Annotated in this window: 18 protein-coding genes; 11 read left to right on the forward strand and 7 right to left on the reverse strand. The window is 55.4% G+C overall.

Annotated elements, in window-relative coordinates; all coding sequences use genetic code 11:
- Positions 1-24 precede the first annotated feature (24 nt).
- From rpmH to Abin_RS02410, 8 genes are all read left to right on the forward strand, one after another.
- Entirely contained in the window at positions 25-159 is a 135-nt protein-coding gene (rpmH, locus tag Abin_RS02375; protein WP_035378099.1) for a 50S ribosomal protein L34, read from the forward strand.
- A gap of 23 nt (positions 160-182) precedes the next feature.
- Entirely contained in the window at positions 183-590 is a 408-nt protein-coding gene (gene rnpA, locus Abin_RS02380; protein ID WP_048844722.1) for a ribonuclease P protein component, read from the forward strand.
- A 151-nt stretch (positions 591-741) separates the two neighbouring features.
- Positions 742-2,484: a membrane protein insertase YidC gene (yidC, locus tag Abin_RS02385; RefSeq protein ID WP_048844723.1), complete on the forward strand. Its 1,743-nt coding sequence runs from the start codon at positions 742-744 to the stop codon at positions 2,482-2,484.
- Entirely contained in the window at positions 2,484-3,167 is a 684-nt protein-coding gene (yihA, locus tag Abin_RS02390; protein ID WP_048844724.1) for a ribosome biogenesis GTP-binding protein YihA/YsxC, read from the forward strand. Before yidC ends, yihA begins: the two co-directional genes overlap by 1 nt.
- A gap of 32 nt (positions 3,168-3,199) precedes the next feature.
- Positions 3,200-4,105, forward strand: a complete 906-nt coding sequence (gene argB / locus Abin_RS02395) for an acetylglutamate kinase (protein WP_048844725.1) — start codon at positions 3,200-3,202, stop codon at positions 4,103-4,105.
- 174 nt (positions 4,106-4,279) lie between these two features.
- Positions 4,280-5,128 carry a 2,3,4,5-tetrahydropyridine-2,6-dicarboxylate N-succinyltransferase gene (dapD, locus tag Abin_RS02400; RefSeq protein WP_048844726.1) on the forward strand — a complete coding sequence of 283 codons (849 nt, stop codon included), beginning with the start codon at positions 4,280-4,282 and terminating at the stop codon, positions 5,126-5,128.
- Between the two features lie 19 nt (positions 5,129-5,147).
- Complete coding sequence (dapE, locus tag Abin_RS02405; protein WP_084593408.1) at positions 5,148-6,359, forward strand: succinyl-diaminopimelate desuccinylase; 1,212 nt, start codon at positions 5,148-5,150, stop codon at positions 6,357-6,359.
- Positions 6,356-6,979, forward strand: a complete 624-nt coding sequence (locus Abin_RS02410; protein WP_048844727.1) for a hypothetical protein — start codon at positions 6,356-6,358, stop codon at positions 6,977-6,979. The genes dapE and Abin_RS02410 overlap by 4 nt, the downstream gene beginning before the upstream one ends.
- A gap of 264 nt (positions 6,980-7,243) precedes the next feature.
- Here Abin_RS02410 and Abin_RS02415 read toward each other — a convergent pair whose 3' ends face one another.
- The 5 genes from Abin_RS02415 to def all read right to left on the reverse strand — a co-directional run bounded on the left by Abin_RS02415 (position 7,244) and on the right by def (position 10,903).
- A complete protein-coding gene (locus Abin_RS02415; protein ID WP_048844846.1) occupies positions 7,244-7,576 on the reverse strand; it encodes an acyl-CoA thioesterase in 333 nt (110 codons plus the stop codon).
- A gap of 249 nt (positions 7,577-7,825) precedes the next feature.
- Complete coding sequence (locus Abin_RS02420; protein WP_048844728.1) at positions 7,826-8,329, reverse strand: YaiI/YqxD family protein; 504 nt, start codon at positions 8,327-8,329, stop codon at positions 7,826-7,828.
- Positions 8,330-8,442: 113 nt separating this feature from the next.
- Positions 8,443-9,276: a tRNA pseudouridine(38-40) synthase TruA gene (truA, locus tag Abin_RS02425; RefSeq protein ID WP_084593417.1), complete on the reverse strand. Its 834-nt coding sequence runs from the start codon at positions 9,274-9,276 to the stop codon at positions 8,443-8,445.
- A 71-nt stretch (positions 9,277-9,347) separates the two neighbouring features.
- Positions 9,348-10,304 (reverse strand): methionyl-tRNA formyltransferase, encoded by a 957-nt coding sequence (gene fmt, locus Abin_RS02430; protein ID WP_048844729.1) that lies wholly within the window; start codon positions 10,302-10,304, stop codon positions 9,348-9,350.
- Positions 10,305-10,324: 20 nt separating this feature from the next.
- The gene (gene def / locus Abin_RS02435; RefSeq protein WP_084593409.1) at positions 10,325-10,903 is read right to left on the reverse strand and encodes a peptide deformylase; all 579 of its coding nucleotides are present in this window, start codon (positions 10,901-10,903) and stop codon (positions 10,325-10,327) included.
- Between the two features lie 241 nt (positions 10,904-11,144).
- Here def and Abin_RS02440 point away from each other — a divergent pair, with 241 nt between their 5' ends.
- Both Abin_RS02440 and Abin_RS02445 read left to right on the forward strand, forming a co-directional pair.
- Entirely contained in the window at positions 11,145-11,645 is a 501-nt protein-coding gene (locus Abin_RS02440; RefSeq protein ID WP_048844730.1) for an Hsp20 family protein, read from the forward strand.
- Between the two features lie 78 nt (positions 11,646-11,723).
- Entirely contained in the window at positions 11,724-11,990 is a 267-nt protein-coding gene (locus tag Abin_RS02445) for a DUF1150 family protein (RefSeq protein ID WP_048844731.1), read from the forward strand.
- A 72-nt stretch (positions 11,991-12,062) separates the two neighbouring features.
- On the opposite strand, the gene Abin_RS02450 is transcribed toward Abin_RS02445, so the two are convergent.
- A complete protein-coding gene (locus Abin_RS02450; protein ID WP_048844732.1) occupies positions 12,063-12,962 on the reverse strand; it encodes a LysR family transcriptional regulator in 900 nt (299 codons plus the stop codon).
- Between the two features lie 123 nt (positions 12,963-13,085).
- Between Abin_RS02450 and Abin_RS02455 the strand changes: the two genes are divergently transcribed.
- A complete protein-coding gene (locus tag Abin_RS02455; RefSeq protein WP_048844733.1) occupies positions 13,086-13,679 on the forward strand; it encodes an NAD(P)H-dependent oxidoreductase in 594 nt (197 codons plus the stop codon).
- A 95-nt stretch (positions 13,680-13,774) separates the two neighbouring features.
- Here the strand turns inward: Abin_RS02455 and hpf are convergent, their stop codons facing one another.
- A complete protein-coding gene (gene hpf / locus Abin_RS02460; RefSeq protein WP_048844734.1) occupies positions 13,775-14,395 on the reverse strand; it encodes a ribosome hibernation-promoting factor, HPF/YfiA family in 621 nt (206 codons plus the stop codon).
- Between the last annotated feature and the right edge of the window lie 249 nt (positions 14,396-14,644).

Here is a 14,644-nt window from a genome sequence, read left to right on the forward strand (position 1 = left end):
CATTTTAATGAAGGGAGTGCAGCAATGAAGCGCACTTATCAACCGTCCCGGCTGGTCCGCAAGCGCCGCCATGGTTTCCGTGCCCGTATGGCAACTGTTGGTGGCCGTCGCGTTATCGGCAACCGCCGTGCAAAAGGCCGTAAGCGTCTTTCCGCTTAAGCCTTTACCGGCAGTCCGGTAATATGGACCGGAATGAAGGTCAGGATGGAGCGGGAACGGGGTTTATACGTTCCCAGCGCCTGAAGAATCGGAAAGAGTTTCTCTTTCTGGCGGCACGTGGGCGTAAAGCACCTGTGTCTGGTCTTGTCCTTCAGCTTTTTCGGCGTCAGGATTCGGACGCCGCACGCGTCGGGTTCACTGTTACCAAGAAGGTCGGGAATGCCGTCGTACGCAACAGGGCACGTCGCCGGTTGCGGGAAGTGGTGCGGTTGGTTGAGGCTGATACACCACTCAACGGGCTTGATCTTGTTTTGATAGGTCGTGCCGCTACGGGGCAACGTCTTTTTACGGACCTGGTGGCAGATTTCCGCAAGGCCCTGAAACTCTGCCTTGCCGAAGCTGACCGGAAGGCTCACCCCCACAAAAAATAAGCCTCCCTTCTGAACAGGGGCGCGTGTGGTTGTGTTTTCCCGGCTTGCATTCCTGCTCATCCTGCGCTGGAACCAGAGTGCCGTTAAGACTCCGTGTTTTGCGGTGTGATTTCATATTCGGTTTCGTGCAGGGGGGCCAGCGGGCCAGCCAATGGATACAAAACGTCTGATACTGGCAACGCTGCTGTCAGCTGTCGTTCTCATCGGGTTTGACTATTTTTACCCGCAGGCGCCTAAGGCCCCTGTTTCTACCTCATCCCAACAAACAGTTTCCGGCCCGGCTTCTGGCGCGTCTGCTCCTGCGGCTCAGCCCGCAGCAGCTGAAGCACCTGCACAGCCCGATGGCCCGGATATGCGCGTGGCGATTGATGCCCCCGCTGTTCAGGGTAGCCTGAGCCTGCGTGGTGCACGGTTGGATGATCTGGTGCTGAAGGCGTACCGTGAAACAACGGATGCCAATAGCCCGGACGTTCGTGTGCTAAGCCACGCAACCGAAAGCAAGCCCGACTATGTCGATTTCGGTTGGCGTGCGTCCTCTGATGCCTCTGTGCATCTGCCTGATGCCAACACGGTATGGAAAGCAGATGCAACCCGGCTGGATGCCACACACCCTGTTACCCTGACATGGGATAACGGGCAGGGACTGGTATTTGATATCGCTCTGTCTGTTGACAAGAACTTCATGTTCACCGTGACGCAGCGGGTGCACAACAACAGTGGTCAGGCTGTTGCCCTCTATCCGTTCTACCGTGTGAACCGTGGCTACACACCGGAAACCAATGGCGGTATGCTGGTTCACGAAGGGCCGATTTCTGTCATTGATGGTCGTCTGAACGAAGGGTCTTACAAGGCCATGCGGAATGACGGTGTGCCGCCTGACAATGTGTCATGGAGCCATCAGGGCACTGGCGGTTGGGCTGGTATTACTGACAAATACTGGCTGATGGCTGTGCTGCCTGACCAGAACGCGCAGGTTGCGGGTGCTTACACCTATCTGCCGCAGCGCGGCATGTATCAGGTTGGCTTTACCGCCTCTGCTCCTGTGCAGATTGCGGCTGGTCAGACGGCCACAAACGAAGCGCATGTGTTTGCCGGTGCCAAAGAAGTGCGGTTGCTCGACCAATATGAGCATGATCTGCATGTGCCCATGTTCTGGAAAGCGGTTGATTTCGGGTGGCTGTCTTTCCTGACGCGTCCGGTCTTCTTCGTGCTTGACTGGCTTTATTCCATGATGGGCAATTTCGGTCTGGCGCTGCTGACCTTTACTGTCATTGTGAAGGTGGCCTTCCTACCGCTGACAATCAAGCAGATGCGCATGACATGGAAAACCAGCCGCCTGAAGCCCAAGGTTGACCAGATCCGCGCCCGCTACAAAGAAGACCCCATGGCGATGCAGCAGCATATCATGGCGTTGTATCGCGAAGAAAAGGTCAATCTGTTTGGTGGCTTCCTGCCACTGTTTATTCAGGCGCCGGTGTTCTGGTGTCTGTATAAGGATCTGTATGTCACCATCGAAATGCGTCACGCGCCGTTCTTTGGCTGGATCAAGGATCTGTCTGCCCCTGACCCCACAAACATTTTCAACCTGTTCGGCCTGATTCCGTTTAACCCGGCCCATGTGCTGCCGTTGCTGGCGCTGGGGGCATGGCCCATTCTGTATGGAGCAACCATGTTCCTGATGCAGAAAATCAGTGCCAGCTCAACCAATATGGACCCGGCGCAACAGAAGGTCATGGCGTTTATTCCGCTGCTGTTCACCTTCTTCATGGCGCATCAGCCGGTTGGTCTGGTTATCTACTATTGCTGGAGCAACCTGCTGACAGCGTTGCAGCAGGTGCTTATTCTGGGTCGTTTCAAAGCGGCTGATAAAAAAGCATTGCCGAGCAAAAGTTGATGTCAGATCAGAAGACACCGTTTCGGGAACTGGATAGCCAGAAGCAGATTGACGCCGCCCTTGAAGAAGGGCGGCTGCTTTTTGCTGGCTCGTGCGAATTTATTTTCGGCGCACAGAAGCTGGGGCAGCTTCCCCCCCAGACCCTGCCGGAAATCGCATTTGCCGGGCGTTCAAACGTGGGAAAGTCCAGTCTGGTTAATGCTCTGACCGGGCGTAAGACACTGGCGCGGGCATCTTCCGAACCGGGACGCACCAAGCAGTTGAACTTCTTCAATCTGGCAGACCGGCTGATGCTGGTGGATATGCCGGGTTACGGTTTTGCGAAGGCCGCCAAGTCGGTCAAGGAAGACTGGCAGGAAATGATGTTCGACTATCTGCGCGGTCGGCCCGGATTGAAGCGGGTCATGTTGCTGCTGGATGCCCGGATTGAACTCAAACCGCATGATGAAGAAGTCATGAAGCTGCTCGACCGGGCGGCTGTCAGTTTTCAGATTGTGCTGACCAAATGTGACGCTGTGAAGCCGACAACTTTGGCACGCAAGGAAGAAGCCATGCTCGCGCTGGCGCGCCGTCACGCTGCCGCCTGTCCGTTTCTTAGCGCGACCAGCAGCGAATCAGGCTTGGGCATTGAACAGTTGAGAGCCGAATTGGCCCAGTTCGCCCTTCCGGCCCACTCGTCCTAATTTCCGCAGGTTCAAGAGCAGGAAATCTTACCATGACCATCGCCAAGCCCCCCGTTATGGAGCCGCATCAGGAAGCGGCCATTCTGGCCGGTGCATTGCCGTATCTGCGCCGCTATGCCGGAGACACCATTGTGGTGAAATATGGCGGACACGCTATGGGTGACCCGGAACTGGCCCAGACCTTTGGGCGCGATATTGCGCTGCTCAAGCTGGTTGGCATTAATCCGGTTGTGGTGCATGGCGGTGGCCCACAGATTAATGACATGCTGAAACGGCTGGATATCAAATCCACCTTTATTGATGGCCTGCGTGTCACAGACGCCAACATGGTTGACGTGATTGAAATGGTGCTGGCTGGCTCCGTCAACAAAGAAGTGGCGGAACTGATCAGTCAGGCAGGGGCGCTGGCGGTTGGTATTTCCGGTAAAGATGGCAAACTGATTACGGCCCGCAAATTGCAGCGCACCGTACGTGATACGGATAGCCAGATTGAACGGGTGCTCGACCTCGGGTTTGTGGGGGAGCCAGTTAAAGTTGATCCGCGCGTTATTTATGCGCTGTCCGGGTCTGGCCTGATTCCGGTTATTGCACCGGTTGGTCTGGGTGAAGATGGCGCAACCTATAATATCAATGCCGATACCGCAGCCGGTGCCGTTGCCGGTGCCGTGCATGCCACACGTCTGCTGATGCTGACGGATGTTCCCGGCGTGCTGGATGCCAATGGCAAACTGATACCGGAACTGACGGCCGAACAGGCGCGTCAGGCCATAGCGGATGGCGTGATTACCGGCGGCATGATCCCCAAGGTGGAAACCTGTATTCAGGCTGTGCAGGCCGGGGCGCGGGCTGCTGTCATTATCAATGGTCGCATTCCGCATGCCTGCCTGCTTGAACTGTTTACGGCCTCGGGCTCTGGCACATTGATCCGCGGAGAATGACCCGCCCGGTACGGGCGTCCTTAACCGTGTCAGCACGTGTGCAGACGTGCCGGATACCAGCCCGTGCTTCATGATGCGTTGACAGGTCTATGGCCTGTCCGCATGGTCCTTTCCGTATTTTTTCGTATCGGGTCGGCATGCCCCGATTGGTCTCCTCATGTCTGACGGTGTCTTATGACTGAAGCTACTCTCCGCGCTCATATCGAAACTCTGTGGGAAGCACGTGACCGTGTTTCTTCAGCCACCGTCGGCGAAGACCGCAAGGCTATTGAAACTGCGCTTGAAGCCCTTGATTCTGGCCGCCTGCGGGTTGCTGCCCCAAGTGAAGATGGTTGGGTGGTGCATGAATGGCTGAAGAAAGCAGTTCTGCTGTCTTTCCGCCTGAATGACAGTGTGATTGTGCCGGGTGCCGCAGCAGGTGCGCCTGCTTATGACAAGGTGCCCGTCAAATTTCAGGGGTGGGATCAGGCCCGTTTTGAAAAAGCTGGATTCCGCGTAGTGCCGGGTGCGGTTGTTCGCTACTCCGCCCACATCGCACCCGGTGCGGTGCTGATGCCCAGCTTTGTGAATGTTGGGGCCAATGTTGGCAGCGGCACCATGATTGACACATGGGCGACGGTTGGAAGCTGTGCGCAGATTGGCAGCAACTGCCACATCAGCGGCGGTGCCGGGATTGGCGGTGTGCTTGAGCCCCTGCAGGCAGCTCCTGTTATTATTGAAGATAACTGCTTCATTGGCGCACGGTCTGAAGTGGCGGAAGGCGTGATTGTTGAACGTGGCTCCGTTCTGTCCATGGGTGTGTTCCTTGGCGCATCGACCAAAATTGTGGATCGTGCGACGGGGGAAATTTTCATGGGGCGTGTTCCGGCCTATTCTGTGGTGGTGCCGGGTACGCTGCCGTCTTCAAACCCCATTGGGGCGGATGGCAAACCCAACCCACAGTTGGCCTGTGCCGTGATTGTAAAGCGTGTTGACGAACGCACACGCTCCAAAACCTCCATCAACGATCTGCTGCGCGACTAAGCAGCCGGATAGAGACAGTATGAGCGGATCACACCTCGACCATCACGCGGGCATAGATGCCCAAGCCGGGCAGGCAGCAAAACAGGGGCTTCCTGTTTTGTCTGACCCGGTAGCCGTTGCGCAGGCGTTGATCCGCCATCCCTCAGTTTGTCCAGACCCCGGCCCAGCTCAGCAGATGCTGGCCGATATGCTCACTGAACTGGGGTTTCAAGTCTGGCACCTTCCGTATGGTGAGGGTGCGGAACGGACACCAAACTTCTTTGCGCGTTTGGGGCAGGCTGGGCCGCACATCTGTTTTGCGGGGCATACGGATGTTGTGCCCCCCGGCAATGAAGCAGCCTGGAGCCATGCGCCGTATGCTGCCGATATTGCTGATGGCGTGCTGTATGGCCGTGGCGCGTGCGACATGAAGGGCGGCGTTGCAGCTTTTGTGGCCGCCACCGCGCGGCATGTGGCTAAGGGGCGTGATGCAGGCTCACTCAGCTTTCTGATTACCGGCGATGAAGAAGGCCCGGCAACATACGGCACCGTCAAAGTTCTGGAATGGATGGCGCAGGAAGGCCAAATTCCCGATTACTGTGTGGTGGGCGAACCGACAAACCCCGCCATTATGGGGGATATGGTCAAAATTGGCCGCCGTGGCAGTCTGAATGCTCATATTAGTGTTGAGGGCGTGCAGGGGCATGTGGCGTATCCGCACCGAGCGGACAACCCGGTTCACCGGCTGCTGACTATTCTGTCGGCTCTGCAATCTCAACCGCTGGATAACGGGTCTGACTGGTTTGAACCCTCAAGCCTTCAGGTCACAAGCGTTGATGTGGGAAACCCGTCTACCAACATTATTCCTGCCCGCGCCGAAGCAAAACTGAATATCCGTTTCAATGATTTGCATACGGGTGCAGGATTAACGGGCTGGATACAAACCGTATGCCGCCAACATGCGCCGTCTGCACAGGTAACCGTGCGTATCAGCGGGGAATCGTTTCTTACCGCACCGGGCCGGGAAACGGATGCTCTGGTGCGGGCGATTGAGCAGGTCACATGCCGCACCCCGAAGCTGGATACCGGGGGCGGCACGTCTGACGCGCGTTTTATTGCGAATTATTGCCCGGTTTCCGAATTTGGACTGGTTGGGGCCAGCATTCATAAAGTGGATGAGCACACGACCGTGGCTGATCTGGAAACCCTTACCCGTATTTATGAGACCTTTCTGGAAGGGGTCATGGCGTGATTTCTAATTCCGGCAAAATGGGAACAGGACGCAGAATACTACAGGGTATGCTGCTGCTGGCCAGTGGGCGGCGGGAAGGTATTTCCTGCTTTGAGGGCACGCCTGATTCCTTTGGCGCAGCGATAGCTCCACAGTTGGCCATGCTGATTGTGGGGGCGTTACAGGTTTTCATGGTGCCAGACAAAATGCTGGGCCTGACCAAAGTGCTGCTGTCCCTGTGCGTTGTCTTGTTGCCTGCTGTTGTGTCGCAATTTTATGCGCAGCGTTGGGGGCGTCAGGCTTTGTGGCTGCGCTACATTACCGCGGCTACGTGGTGCAACTGGGTTGTACTTCTCATCTCACTTGCGGCGACTGTTCTGGCTGGGTTGCTGTTTCCTGCCATTCTGACGCAGCCCGGTTTCATGGGCGCGCTGGTCTTGAGTGTGGCTGTTTATGAAATGTGGCTGCAATGGTATGTGGCCCGCATTGGCTTGGGGCTGACCCGCCCGAAGGCATTAGTGCTGTATGTTTCTATTCTGGCGGCAACATTGGCCCTGTATGGTCTGGCTGCTCTTTTGCCCCCGCATTATATTGTGCTGAAAGATCTGCTTCAGCCGATGATCAATGTGAAAAAGGGATAGGGTTCTGAAAAAAAAGCTTGTTGGAAAGCCGAATTTTTCAGGATTTTATTGTTTAGGTGTGAGTATTTTGGAAATGGCCCGCATTTAGTGAGGGCCATTTTTTATGGCAGCATCGGCAGAAGATTTATGGTCTGCCAAACAGCTATAAGTGCGGTTAAAGCACGCGCTTGCTTCAGCCGGTTATTCCACCGCCCCATGTAAGGCCCAACTGTAGAGGAGCAGCAGCCGAAACATTCCCCGCGCTATCTGCCCCCCGATAAAGCGTCAGCGGTCGACCTGACAGGGTTTCCCGTCTTCACCCACGGCTACGAAGGTGAATTTTCCATGGGTCACTTTCTGCCGGATGGATGTGCGCCGAATACGGCGGATTGCTTCGACTTCAATGGTCATGGACGTACGCCCTACCTTGAGAATACGGGTATAGACGTTCAGTTCATCGCCCACAGCCATGGGGCGATGAAACACCAGCCCATCAATGGCCACAGTCGCACATTTGCAGCCTGCGCGGTCTTCTGCGGTGGTGCTGGCGGCCAAATCCATATGCGATGCCACCCAGCCGCCAAAGACGTCTCCGGCAGCGTTGGTATCGCTCCGCATGGCAATGACCCGGATTGTCAGGTTGTCATCATGAACCCAAAAACTTTTTTCCGAATCTTCCACTGACTCAGGCTCCCATTTTTTCCCTCACTTTACCCGGTGCGGGTCTTTGGGGAAGAGCGGAAAAGCAAGCAAGCCCATTCGTGCTGGTGGAATCAGACAAACTCACACAGGGTTGATAGCTGACTGGCTCTTAGCGCAGCGGCTCATACCAACCGCTTATGGCACGCCTCTGCTTGCTGATAGGCATCAGGGTGTGTTGCCAGCGCCTGCTCTTAGCCGCTGGCTCATGGTTGCTGCGGTCTTGGTCTTTCTGGCCCGCACCACAGCCGTATCGAGTGCAGACAGAAAATTTGATCGGTCGCCTTTGCTAAAGCTTCGGCCCCCTTGGGTAATGGTGCCAGCATTGCGCAAATCTTCCATCAGGTTGCGCATGGCCAGTGCCATTCCGATGGCGTCTTCATCCAGAATACGGCCACGCTGATTCAGGACGCAGGCTCCCTTTGCGACACAGCGCGCAGCCAACGGAATGTCACCAGAAATAACAATGTCATGGGCCGCAACGTGGTCTGCAATCCAGTTGTCCGCCACGTCCATGCCCTGTTCTACGACTACTCGCTCAACGAGAGGGGATGACGGAATGGCAATCATCTGATTGGATACAACAAAGGTCTGAACGCCGTAGCGTTGAGCGACGCGGTAAGTTTCGTCTTTGACTGGGCAGGCATCGGCATCAATAAAAATTCGGATCATGCCGCATTATGTCACGATCAAGCGCAACATCGGAAAAGAAAATGCAGAAACAGCGTTTCCCGCCTTACGGGGAAGCTGCCGCAAACAAAGAGCACGCTTTTCAGAGCCAGATTTTACTCAATAAATGGGTCTGGATCATAGCCAACGCCTGTCAGATACAGGCCTTCCGGGGGGGCTGTAGGGCCTGCTGCACTGCGGTCGCAGGCAGCAAGCGCCGTCGCTACACGCTCGGGCGACCAGCGGTGGAGCCCGACAAGGCTAAGCGTGCCGACCATATTGCGCACCTGATGGTGCAGGAAAGAGCGCGCCTTGGCGATAACCCAGACTTCCTCACCGTGGCGTTCGATGCGGAGTACGTCGAGAGATCGGAAGGGACTTCTGGCCTGACAGGCGGTGGCGCGGAACGAGGTGAAGTCATGAGCACCGATCAGATAATCGGCCGCCTGCTGCATGCGCTCAACATCCAATGTGCCGCGAATATGCCACATATGCGAAGCCCCCAGCGCAGGGCGCGCAGGGCGGTTTAGAATACGGTAGCGGTAAGACCGCCATGTGGCCGAGAAACGGGCGCTCCATTCAGGTCCTACACGGGCGGCTTCCAGCACGGATATGGCATGGGGTTTCAGGTGATAGCCCAAACCATCCCGCACACGGTGGGGGGCAAGTGACATATCTGCCGGAAAATCAAGATGCGCCACCTGACCAGTCGCATGCACGCCAGAATCGGTGCGACCAGCCGTGATACTGGTGACACGCCGTCCGTCTGCCATGCGCGTGGCGGCTTTTTCCAACAGGGCCTGCACGGAAAGGCCAACACTCTGCTTCTGCCAACCAACCAGACCCGTGCCGTCATATTCAATTTTGACGGCCCAGCGCTGAATCGAAGCGGGATCTACACCATCTTCAAAATGCACCGGGCCTTCAAAGCGTTTTTCAGGCAGGAACATTTCATGTGGCTGTTCCTGCGCAACAGAACCCAACACAGGCAGCAAACCCTCAGGCACAGAGTTGTTGGCTGTCATGGGGCGGGAGACGTGTCGGGTGCCTCGGCCTGTTGGCTCGGGAGATACGTGCTAGCGGGTAGCGGATGCCCGCGCAGAAAAGCATCCGCCTCCATCATGCCGCGTCCCGGTTTTTGTAACTTGGTCAGGCGAACGGCCCCTGTACCACAGGCCACGGTCAGGGCATCATCCAGCACGGTACCGGGTCTGGCCGTGTGTTTATAGTCTGGCAATGGCACGGCACCGCCAATTTTCAGCACCATGCCATCTTCCAGCACGGTAAAGGTTCCCGGCCACGGGGTTAGTGCCCGGATACGCCGGTCAATGGCGCTGGCGCTTTCTTGCCAGTTAATGCGTCCGTCCTCGCGCGTCAGTTTTTCGGCATATGTGACGCCGTTCGCGGGTTGCGGGACAGCGGCAGGATGTTCTGCCAGAGCCTGCACAACCAGTTTTCCGCCTAAGGCGCTAAGTGCATCATGCAGGGACGTGGCCGTAGTTTCCGCAGTAATGGGGACAGCGCCGCGTAACAGCATGGGGCCGGTATCCAGTCCCGCTTCCATCTGCATGATGGTGACGCCACTTTCGGCGTCCCCAGCCAAAATGGCGCTTTGAATGGGGGAAGCCCCCCGCCAGCGTGGCAACAGGCTGGCATGAATGTTCAGGCAGCCCAGACGAGGGGCATCCAGCATGACTTGCGGCAAAATCAGCCCATAGGCTGCGACAATAGCGGCATCGGCATTAAACGCGGCAAAGACAGCCCATTCATCCGTGTTTTTACGCAAGGATACAGGGTGTCGGACGGCAATGCCCAAGGCTTCCGCCGCTTGATGAACCGGGGAAGCACGGAGCGCCTTGCCTCGCCCAGCCGGACGGGGAGGCTGGGTATAGACAGCCACAATCTCATGCCCTGCTTCATGCAGGGCGTGCAGAGCCGGAACCGAAAAATCGGGCGTGCCCATGAAGATAAGGCGCATGCGCTGTAGCCTCCGGGCTGTTAGCGTTTCTGCTTCTGTTCCTTGGCCAGACGACGCAGGATCATGTTGCGGCGCAGGGTGGACAGATGGTCAACAAACAGAACGCCTTCCAGATGGTCAATTTCATGCTGCATGCAGGTGGCCATCAGATCATCCACCTCACGCTCAATCAGTTCGCCATCAACGCTGCGCCATTGCACCCGGACTTTTTCGGGGCGGGTGACTTCAGCATACTGGTTTGGCAGAGACAGGCAGCCTTCTTCACGGGCTGCAAGGGTTTCAGATTCCGCAATAACCTCCGGATTGATCATGATAATGGGTTCACGCGCTTCTTTTTCACCCAGATCAACCAGTGCAAACCGCAGGCCAAGACCCACCTGTGGGGCCGCCAGCCCAATGCCCGGAGCCTCATACATGGCTGAAAACATGCTGGGCAGAATACGGCGGATTTCTGCCATATCTTCCGGCCTGACCTCACGCGTTTTGCGCCGCAGCACCGCATGCGGGGCAATAAGAATGGGCATGGGGGCGGCATCTACCGCGGCAGCGGCAATGGCTGCGTCGGTCTGAGTGATGAGGCTCTGGGCTGCGTTCGTCATAAAAGCCGATTTAGCGCCCTCTGCGACAGGATGCCAGAGGTAAGAAGTCTAAAGCCACCAGAAACCGTGTGAAATATGCCGCACTGTGGCGCAGAACATGCTTCGGGCGGTCTGCATTCAGGCAAATGGCCATGCGGTTTGGGCCATGCAGTCTTGCGTTTTGTCTGGTCTCTCCCATATCGTGAGGAAACCGGATGCCATGAGGGTTCGGTTCTGTCTCGCTCAGAAAGGAGGAGGCTCTATGTCAGGCAGAGTTTTCGGCTCGCCCATGTTTCTGGGGTTTGACCATCTTGAACAGATGCTTGAACGCGCCAGTAAGGGAGCCAGTGATGGGTACCCGCCCTACAACATTGAACAGATGGCCAGTAACAAGCTGCGCATTACTCTGGCCGTTGCCGGGTTCAGGATGGATGACCTGCAAATAACGCAGGAAGACAACCAGCTTGTTATTCGCGGACGCCAGATTGAAGATGCGGAAGAACGGGTTTTTCTGCACCGTGGCATTGCATCCCGTCAGTTTCAGAAGGCTTTCGTGTTGGCGGAAGGGATCGAAATTGGGGGTGCATGGCTTGATAACGGACTTTTGCATATTGATCTGTTTCGCCCCCAGCCTGAAGTGCGCGTGAAGCGTATTGAAATCATGCAGCCGGGCCAGAAAGGGCAGACAGTCACAAGTGCAGCAGCCCTGAAACCGCGGACAGCCCGTATGCTGCACACGGTGGAGGACAGAGAAGGCAACTAACTGCGGGCTGGTTCTTTATCAATAGGAAGGCCAACACGCAGAAGGTGCATAACCGGCGTAAGGAAAGGAGGGCACATCATGAGAGTCACGACCCAGAACGGACGTGTGGTTCTTGTGCCAGATCAAACGGAAATACCGATTGATGTTCATAAACTTTCTGAAAATGAATTCCGGTCTCTTGGGTTGGCGAATGTTGCCTATATTCGCCCGGCCCTGACCGAGGAAGGGGATGAAGGCTGCGCCATTCACGCAGCCGATGGTTCACCCCTGGCGGTGGTGGAAGATTGGGAAACAGCATGGGGCATTATTCTGCACCATGACATGGTGCCAGCCAGTCTTCAGTAATTATCCGGTATTTTTCAGATAATAGAGGGAAAGCCCGAACCGTGCAGGCCTGCCGGTTCGGGCTTTTTTGTATCAGTTTTTCAAAAAGCATTTCAGGCGCGGAAGTGTGAAATCAAGAAAAACCCTTACGCGTTGCGGCACATTTCTGCTGCCGGGAAAAATCGCGTGTATATCTTCACTGTCACGCCCAATGTCGGGCAGCACTTCCACAAGACGGTTGGCCTGTAAATCAGAACGGATGTGAAAATCTGCCAGATGAGCCAACCCCATGCCAGCCAGAGCCATACGGCGCACGCTTTCTCCATTATTTGCCAGAAGCGGCCCCCGAATACTGCGTTCAATAACGCGCCCATTGTTTTTCAATGGCCAGACTGGGGTGTTGCGCCGAAAGTTGAACCCAAGGCACGCATGGTGATCCAGATCTTCTAGCGTAGCGGGCATGCCGTGCTGGGCCAGATAGGTGGGGGAGGCAACAATATGGCGTTGGGCGGCCCCAATGAAACGGGCTGTCAGGCTGGAATCCTGTAATTTCCCTACCCGGAAAGCAATATCTGTGCGCTCAAGGTAAAGGTCGGTCATGGCATCGGACAAGGACAAATCAATCTGAATATCTGGATAAGCCTGCCAGAACGCGGGGAGCAATGGTTCAAGTGCCAGCGTGCCAAAAGCCACAGAAGCGTTGATACGAACCACACCCTGCAGCTGGGCTGTACCTGTGCGGAGGGAGCGTTCCATATCGTACAGGTCATTCAGAAGGGTCTGGGCTCTGTCGTAAAATTGCTGGCCTTCGGGCGTAACCGCCAACTGGCGCGTGGAGCGTTCAATCAGACGCACGCCTAGTCGGGCCTCAATCCGGCTGATTAACTTACTGACTGTGGAGGGTGTGGTTCTGGTCAGTTGGGCGGCTTTTGAAAAGCTACCGCTTTCAACGACGCGCAGAAACAGTTCCATTTCACCAATACGGTTATCCATTGCGGCCTATTTGTGAAGATGTTTCACAGGTTTTATGGCAAACGGCACAGTTTTCAAAGACATTTCAGGGGCGCATTTTAGGTCACCCGTTGGTTGTTTCTTTGAAAACAGAAAGGTGTTTTTATGAAAAATGTTCTGCTGCTGAATGGGGGCAAAGTCTTTGCTCATTCTCACGGTCGCCTGAATGACAGCTTGCACGATGTGGCGGTGGAAACCTTTGGTTCGGTTGGCTGTGCTGTTCAACAAACAAAAATTGATGATGGGTATGAGACAGAAGCAGAAATTGAAAAATATCTGTGGGCAGACCTGATTGTTTACCAATTTCCTGGTTGGTGGATAGGGCTGCCTTGGGTTGTGAAGAAATATATGGACGAGGTTTTTACCCAAGGTCATGGCCGTCTCTACAGCAATGATGGTCGCACCCGGTCGGACCCAAACCGCAAATATGGATCAGGCGGTTTGGTACACGGTAAGTTTTATATGGTATCGACCACATGGAACGCACCAGAGGAGTCTTTTACAGACCCAGAGCAGTTTTTTGGTGGGGTGGGGATAGATGGCGTGTTGCTGCCTGTGCATAAAGCCAACCAGTTTCTGGGTATGACCGGCCTGCCAACTTTTCTGGCAACAGACGTTATGAAAAACCCGCATGTGGATAATACGCTAGCAGCGTATCGTGACCATATTCTTAAGGTTGTCGCGAGAACGAAACTCTAAAAAATGAAATTGTGAAAAGAAGTTTCCCGATGCTGTCGGCATGTTGCCGAAAGCATCGGGTTTAACCTTTGTTAGCGCACAACCACAGACGTTCTTCAGGATGGTCCCGTATCAACCCAGCCAATATTTCCATCATCACGTCGGAAGACGAGGTTAATCTGCTGGTTTTTCCGGTTTCTGAATAGCAGAATACTTGATGCAGCAAGGTCTAATCGCATCACAGCTTCACTGACACTCAGCTGCGGAATATCCGTGGTGTGTTCAGCAATAATGGCTGCGTAGGTTTCCTGTTCTTCCGCCTCATCAGCCGCGGCTTGAGACACGTAGGCCTGACCGTGGTTTTTGCCTTTTTTGGCTACACCATTCTGTTGCAGCACATAAGACCGCCCGGTTTCCCCCACAGCATCGCTTTTGGGTGCACGCGCATGAGACGTTACGCGCTTGTGGTAGCGCCGCAGGCGTTTGGCAATATGCTCGGCTGCGTCGTCAAAGGCGCTGTTGGCATCGGCCGCTTCGCCTTCCCCACGGAGGGTGAGGCCGCGGCCAGCGTGAACATTGATATCACATGTGAAAAAGGAACGCGCCTTGCTGAACGTGACTTTGGCTTCCATTGCCTTGTCAAAATAGCGGTCTGCAAGATTACCCAGATGAGCATTAACCCGGTGCTTCAGCGCATCGGACAGATCAATCTGTTTGCCGGAAACATGAATATGCATTCGGATGTCCTTTCTTGCCAGTTACAAGCAGGACCGTCGCGCCTGAATAAAATGAGCCATACCCGTTGCGGCCCGTATCAGGCGCTGGCGGCTTTAACCTTCAATAAAACAGACCACGGAGTCTGCCTTATCTGAAAAACATTTGGGCATGGTTCAGGGGCGTCTGTCCATGCTTTTGTTACAGATTTAATGCACCACAGTGCGGAGGGGTTCCCTCCTGTTTTTTAAACTGCTGAAATGAAACCGGAA

The organism is Acetobacter indonesiensis (genome assembly GCF_000963945.1).
Lineage (GTDB): Bacteria > Pseudomonadota > Alphaproteobacteria > Acetobacterales > Acetobacteraceae > Acetobacter > Acetobacter indonesiensis.

Bases quoted from the DNA above. Each gene is read 5' to 3' on its own strand.
- yidC (WP_048844723.1), top strand. From the start codon at position 742: ATGGATACAAAACGTCTGATACTGGCAACGCTGCTGTCAGCTGTCGTT.
- Abin_RS02440 (WP_048844730.1), top strand. From the start codon at position 11,145: ATGTCAGGCAGAGTTTTCGGCTCGCCCATGTTTCTGGGGTTTGACCAT.
- yihA (WP_048844724.1), top strand. From the start codon at position 2,484: ATGTCAGATCAGAAGACACCGTTTCGGGAACTGGATAGCCAGAAGCAG.
- dapE (WP_084593408.1), top strand. From the start codon at position 5,148: ATGAGCGGATCACACCTCGACCATCACGCGGGCATAGATGCCCAAGCC.
- def (WP_084593409.1), bottom strand. From the start codon at position 10,903: ATGACGAACGCAGCCCAGAGCCTCATCACTCAGACCGACGCAGCCATT.
- Abin_RS02415 (WP_048844846.1), bottom strand. From the start codon at position 7,576: ATGCGGAGCGATACCAACGCTGCCGGAGACGTCTTTGGCGGCTGGGTG.
- hpf (WP_048844734.1), bottom strand. From the start codon at position 14,395: ATGCATATTCATGTTTCCGGCAAACAGATTGATCTGTCCGATGCGCTG.
- dapD (WP_048844726.1), top strand. From the start codon at position 4,280: ATGACTGAAGCTACTCTCCGCGCTCATATCGAAACTCTGTGGGAAGCA.
- Abin_RS02450 (WP_048844732.1), bottom strand. From the start codon at position 12,962: ATGGATAACCGTATTGGTGAAATGGAACTGTTTCTGCGCGTCGTTGAA.
- fmt (WP_048844729.1), bottom strand. From the start codon at position 10,304: ATGCGCCTTATCTTCATGGGCACGCCCGATTTTTCGGTTCCGGCTCTG.
- Abin_RS02420 (WP_048844728.1), bottom strand. From the start codon at position 8,329: ATGATCCGAATTTTTATTGATGCCGATGCCTGCCCAGTCAAAGACGAA.
- truA (WP_084593417.1), bottom strand. From the start codon at position 9,276: ATGTTCCTGCCTGAAAAACGCTTTGAAGGCCCGGTGCATTTTGAAGAT.
- rnpA (WP_048844722.1), top strand. From the start codon at position 183: ATGGACCGGAATGAAGGTCAGGATGGAGCGGGAACGGGGTTTATACGT.
- Abin_RS02455 (WP_048844733.1), top strand. From the start codon at position 13,086: ATGAAAAATGTTCTGCTGCTGAATGGGGGCAAAGTCTTTGCTCATTCT.
- Abin_RS02445 (WP_048844731.1), top strand. From the start codon at position 11,724: ATGAGAGTCACGACCCAGAACGGACGTGTGGTTCTTGTGCCAGATCAA.
- rpmH (WP_035378099.1), top strand. From the start codon at position 25: ATGAAGCGCACTTATCAACCGTCCCGGCTGGTCCGCAAGCGCCGCCAT.
- argB (WP_048844725.1), top strand. From the start codon at position 3,200: ATGACCATCGCCAAGCCCCCCGTTATGGAGCCGCATCAGGAAGCGGCC.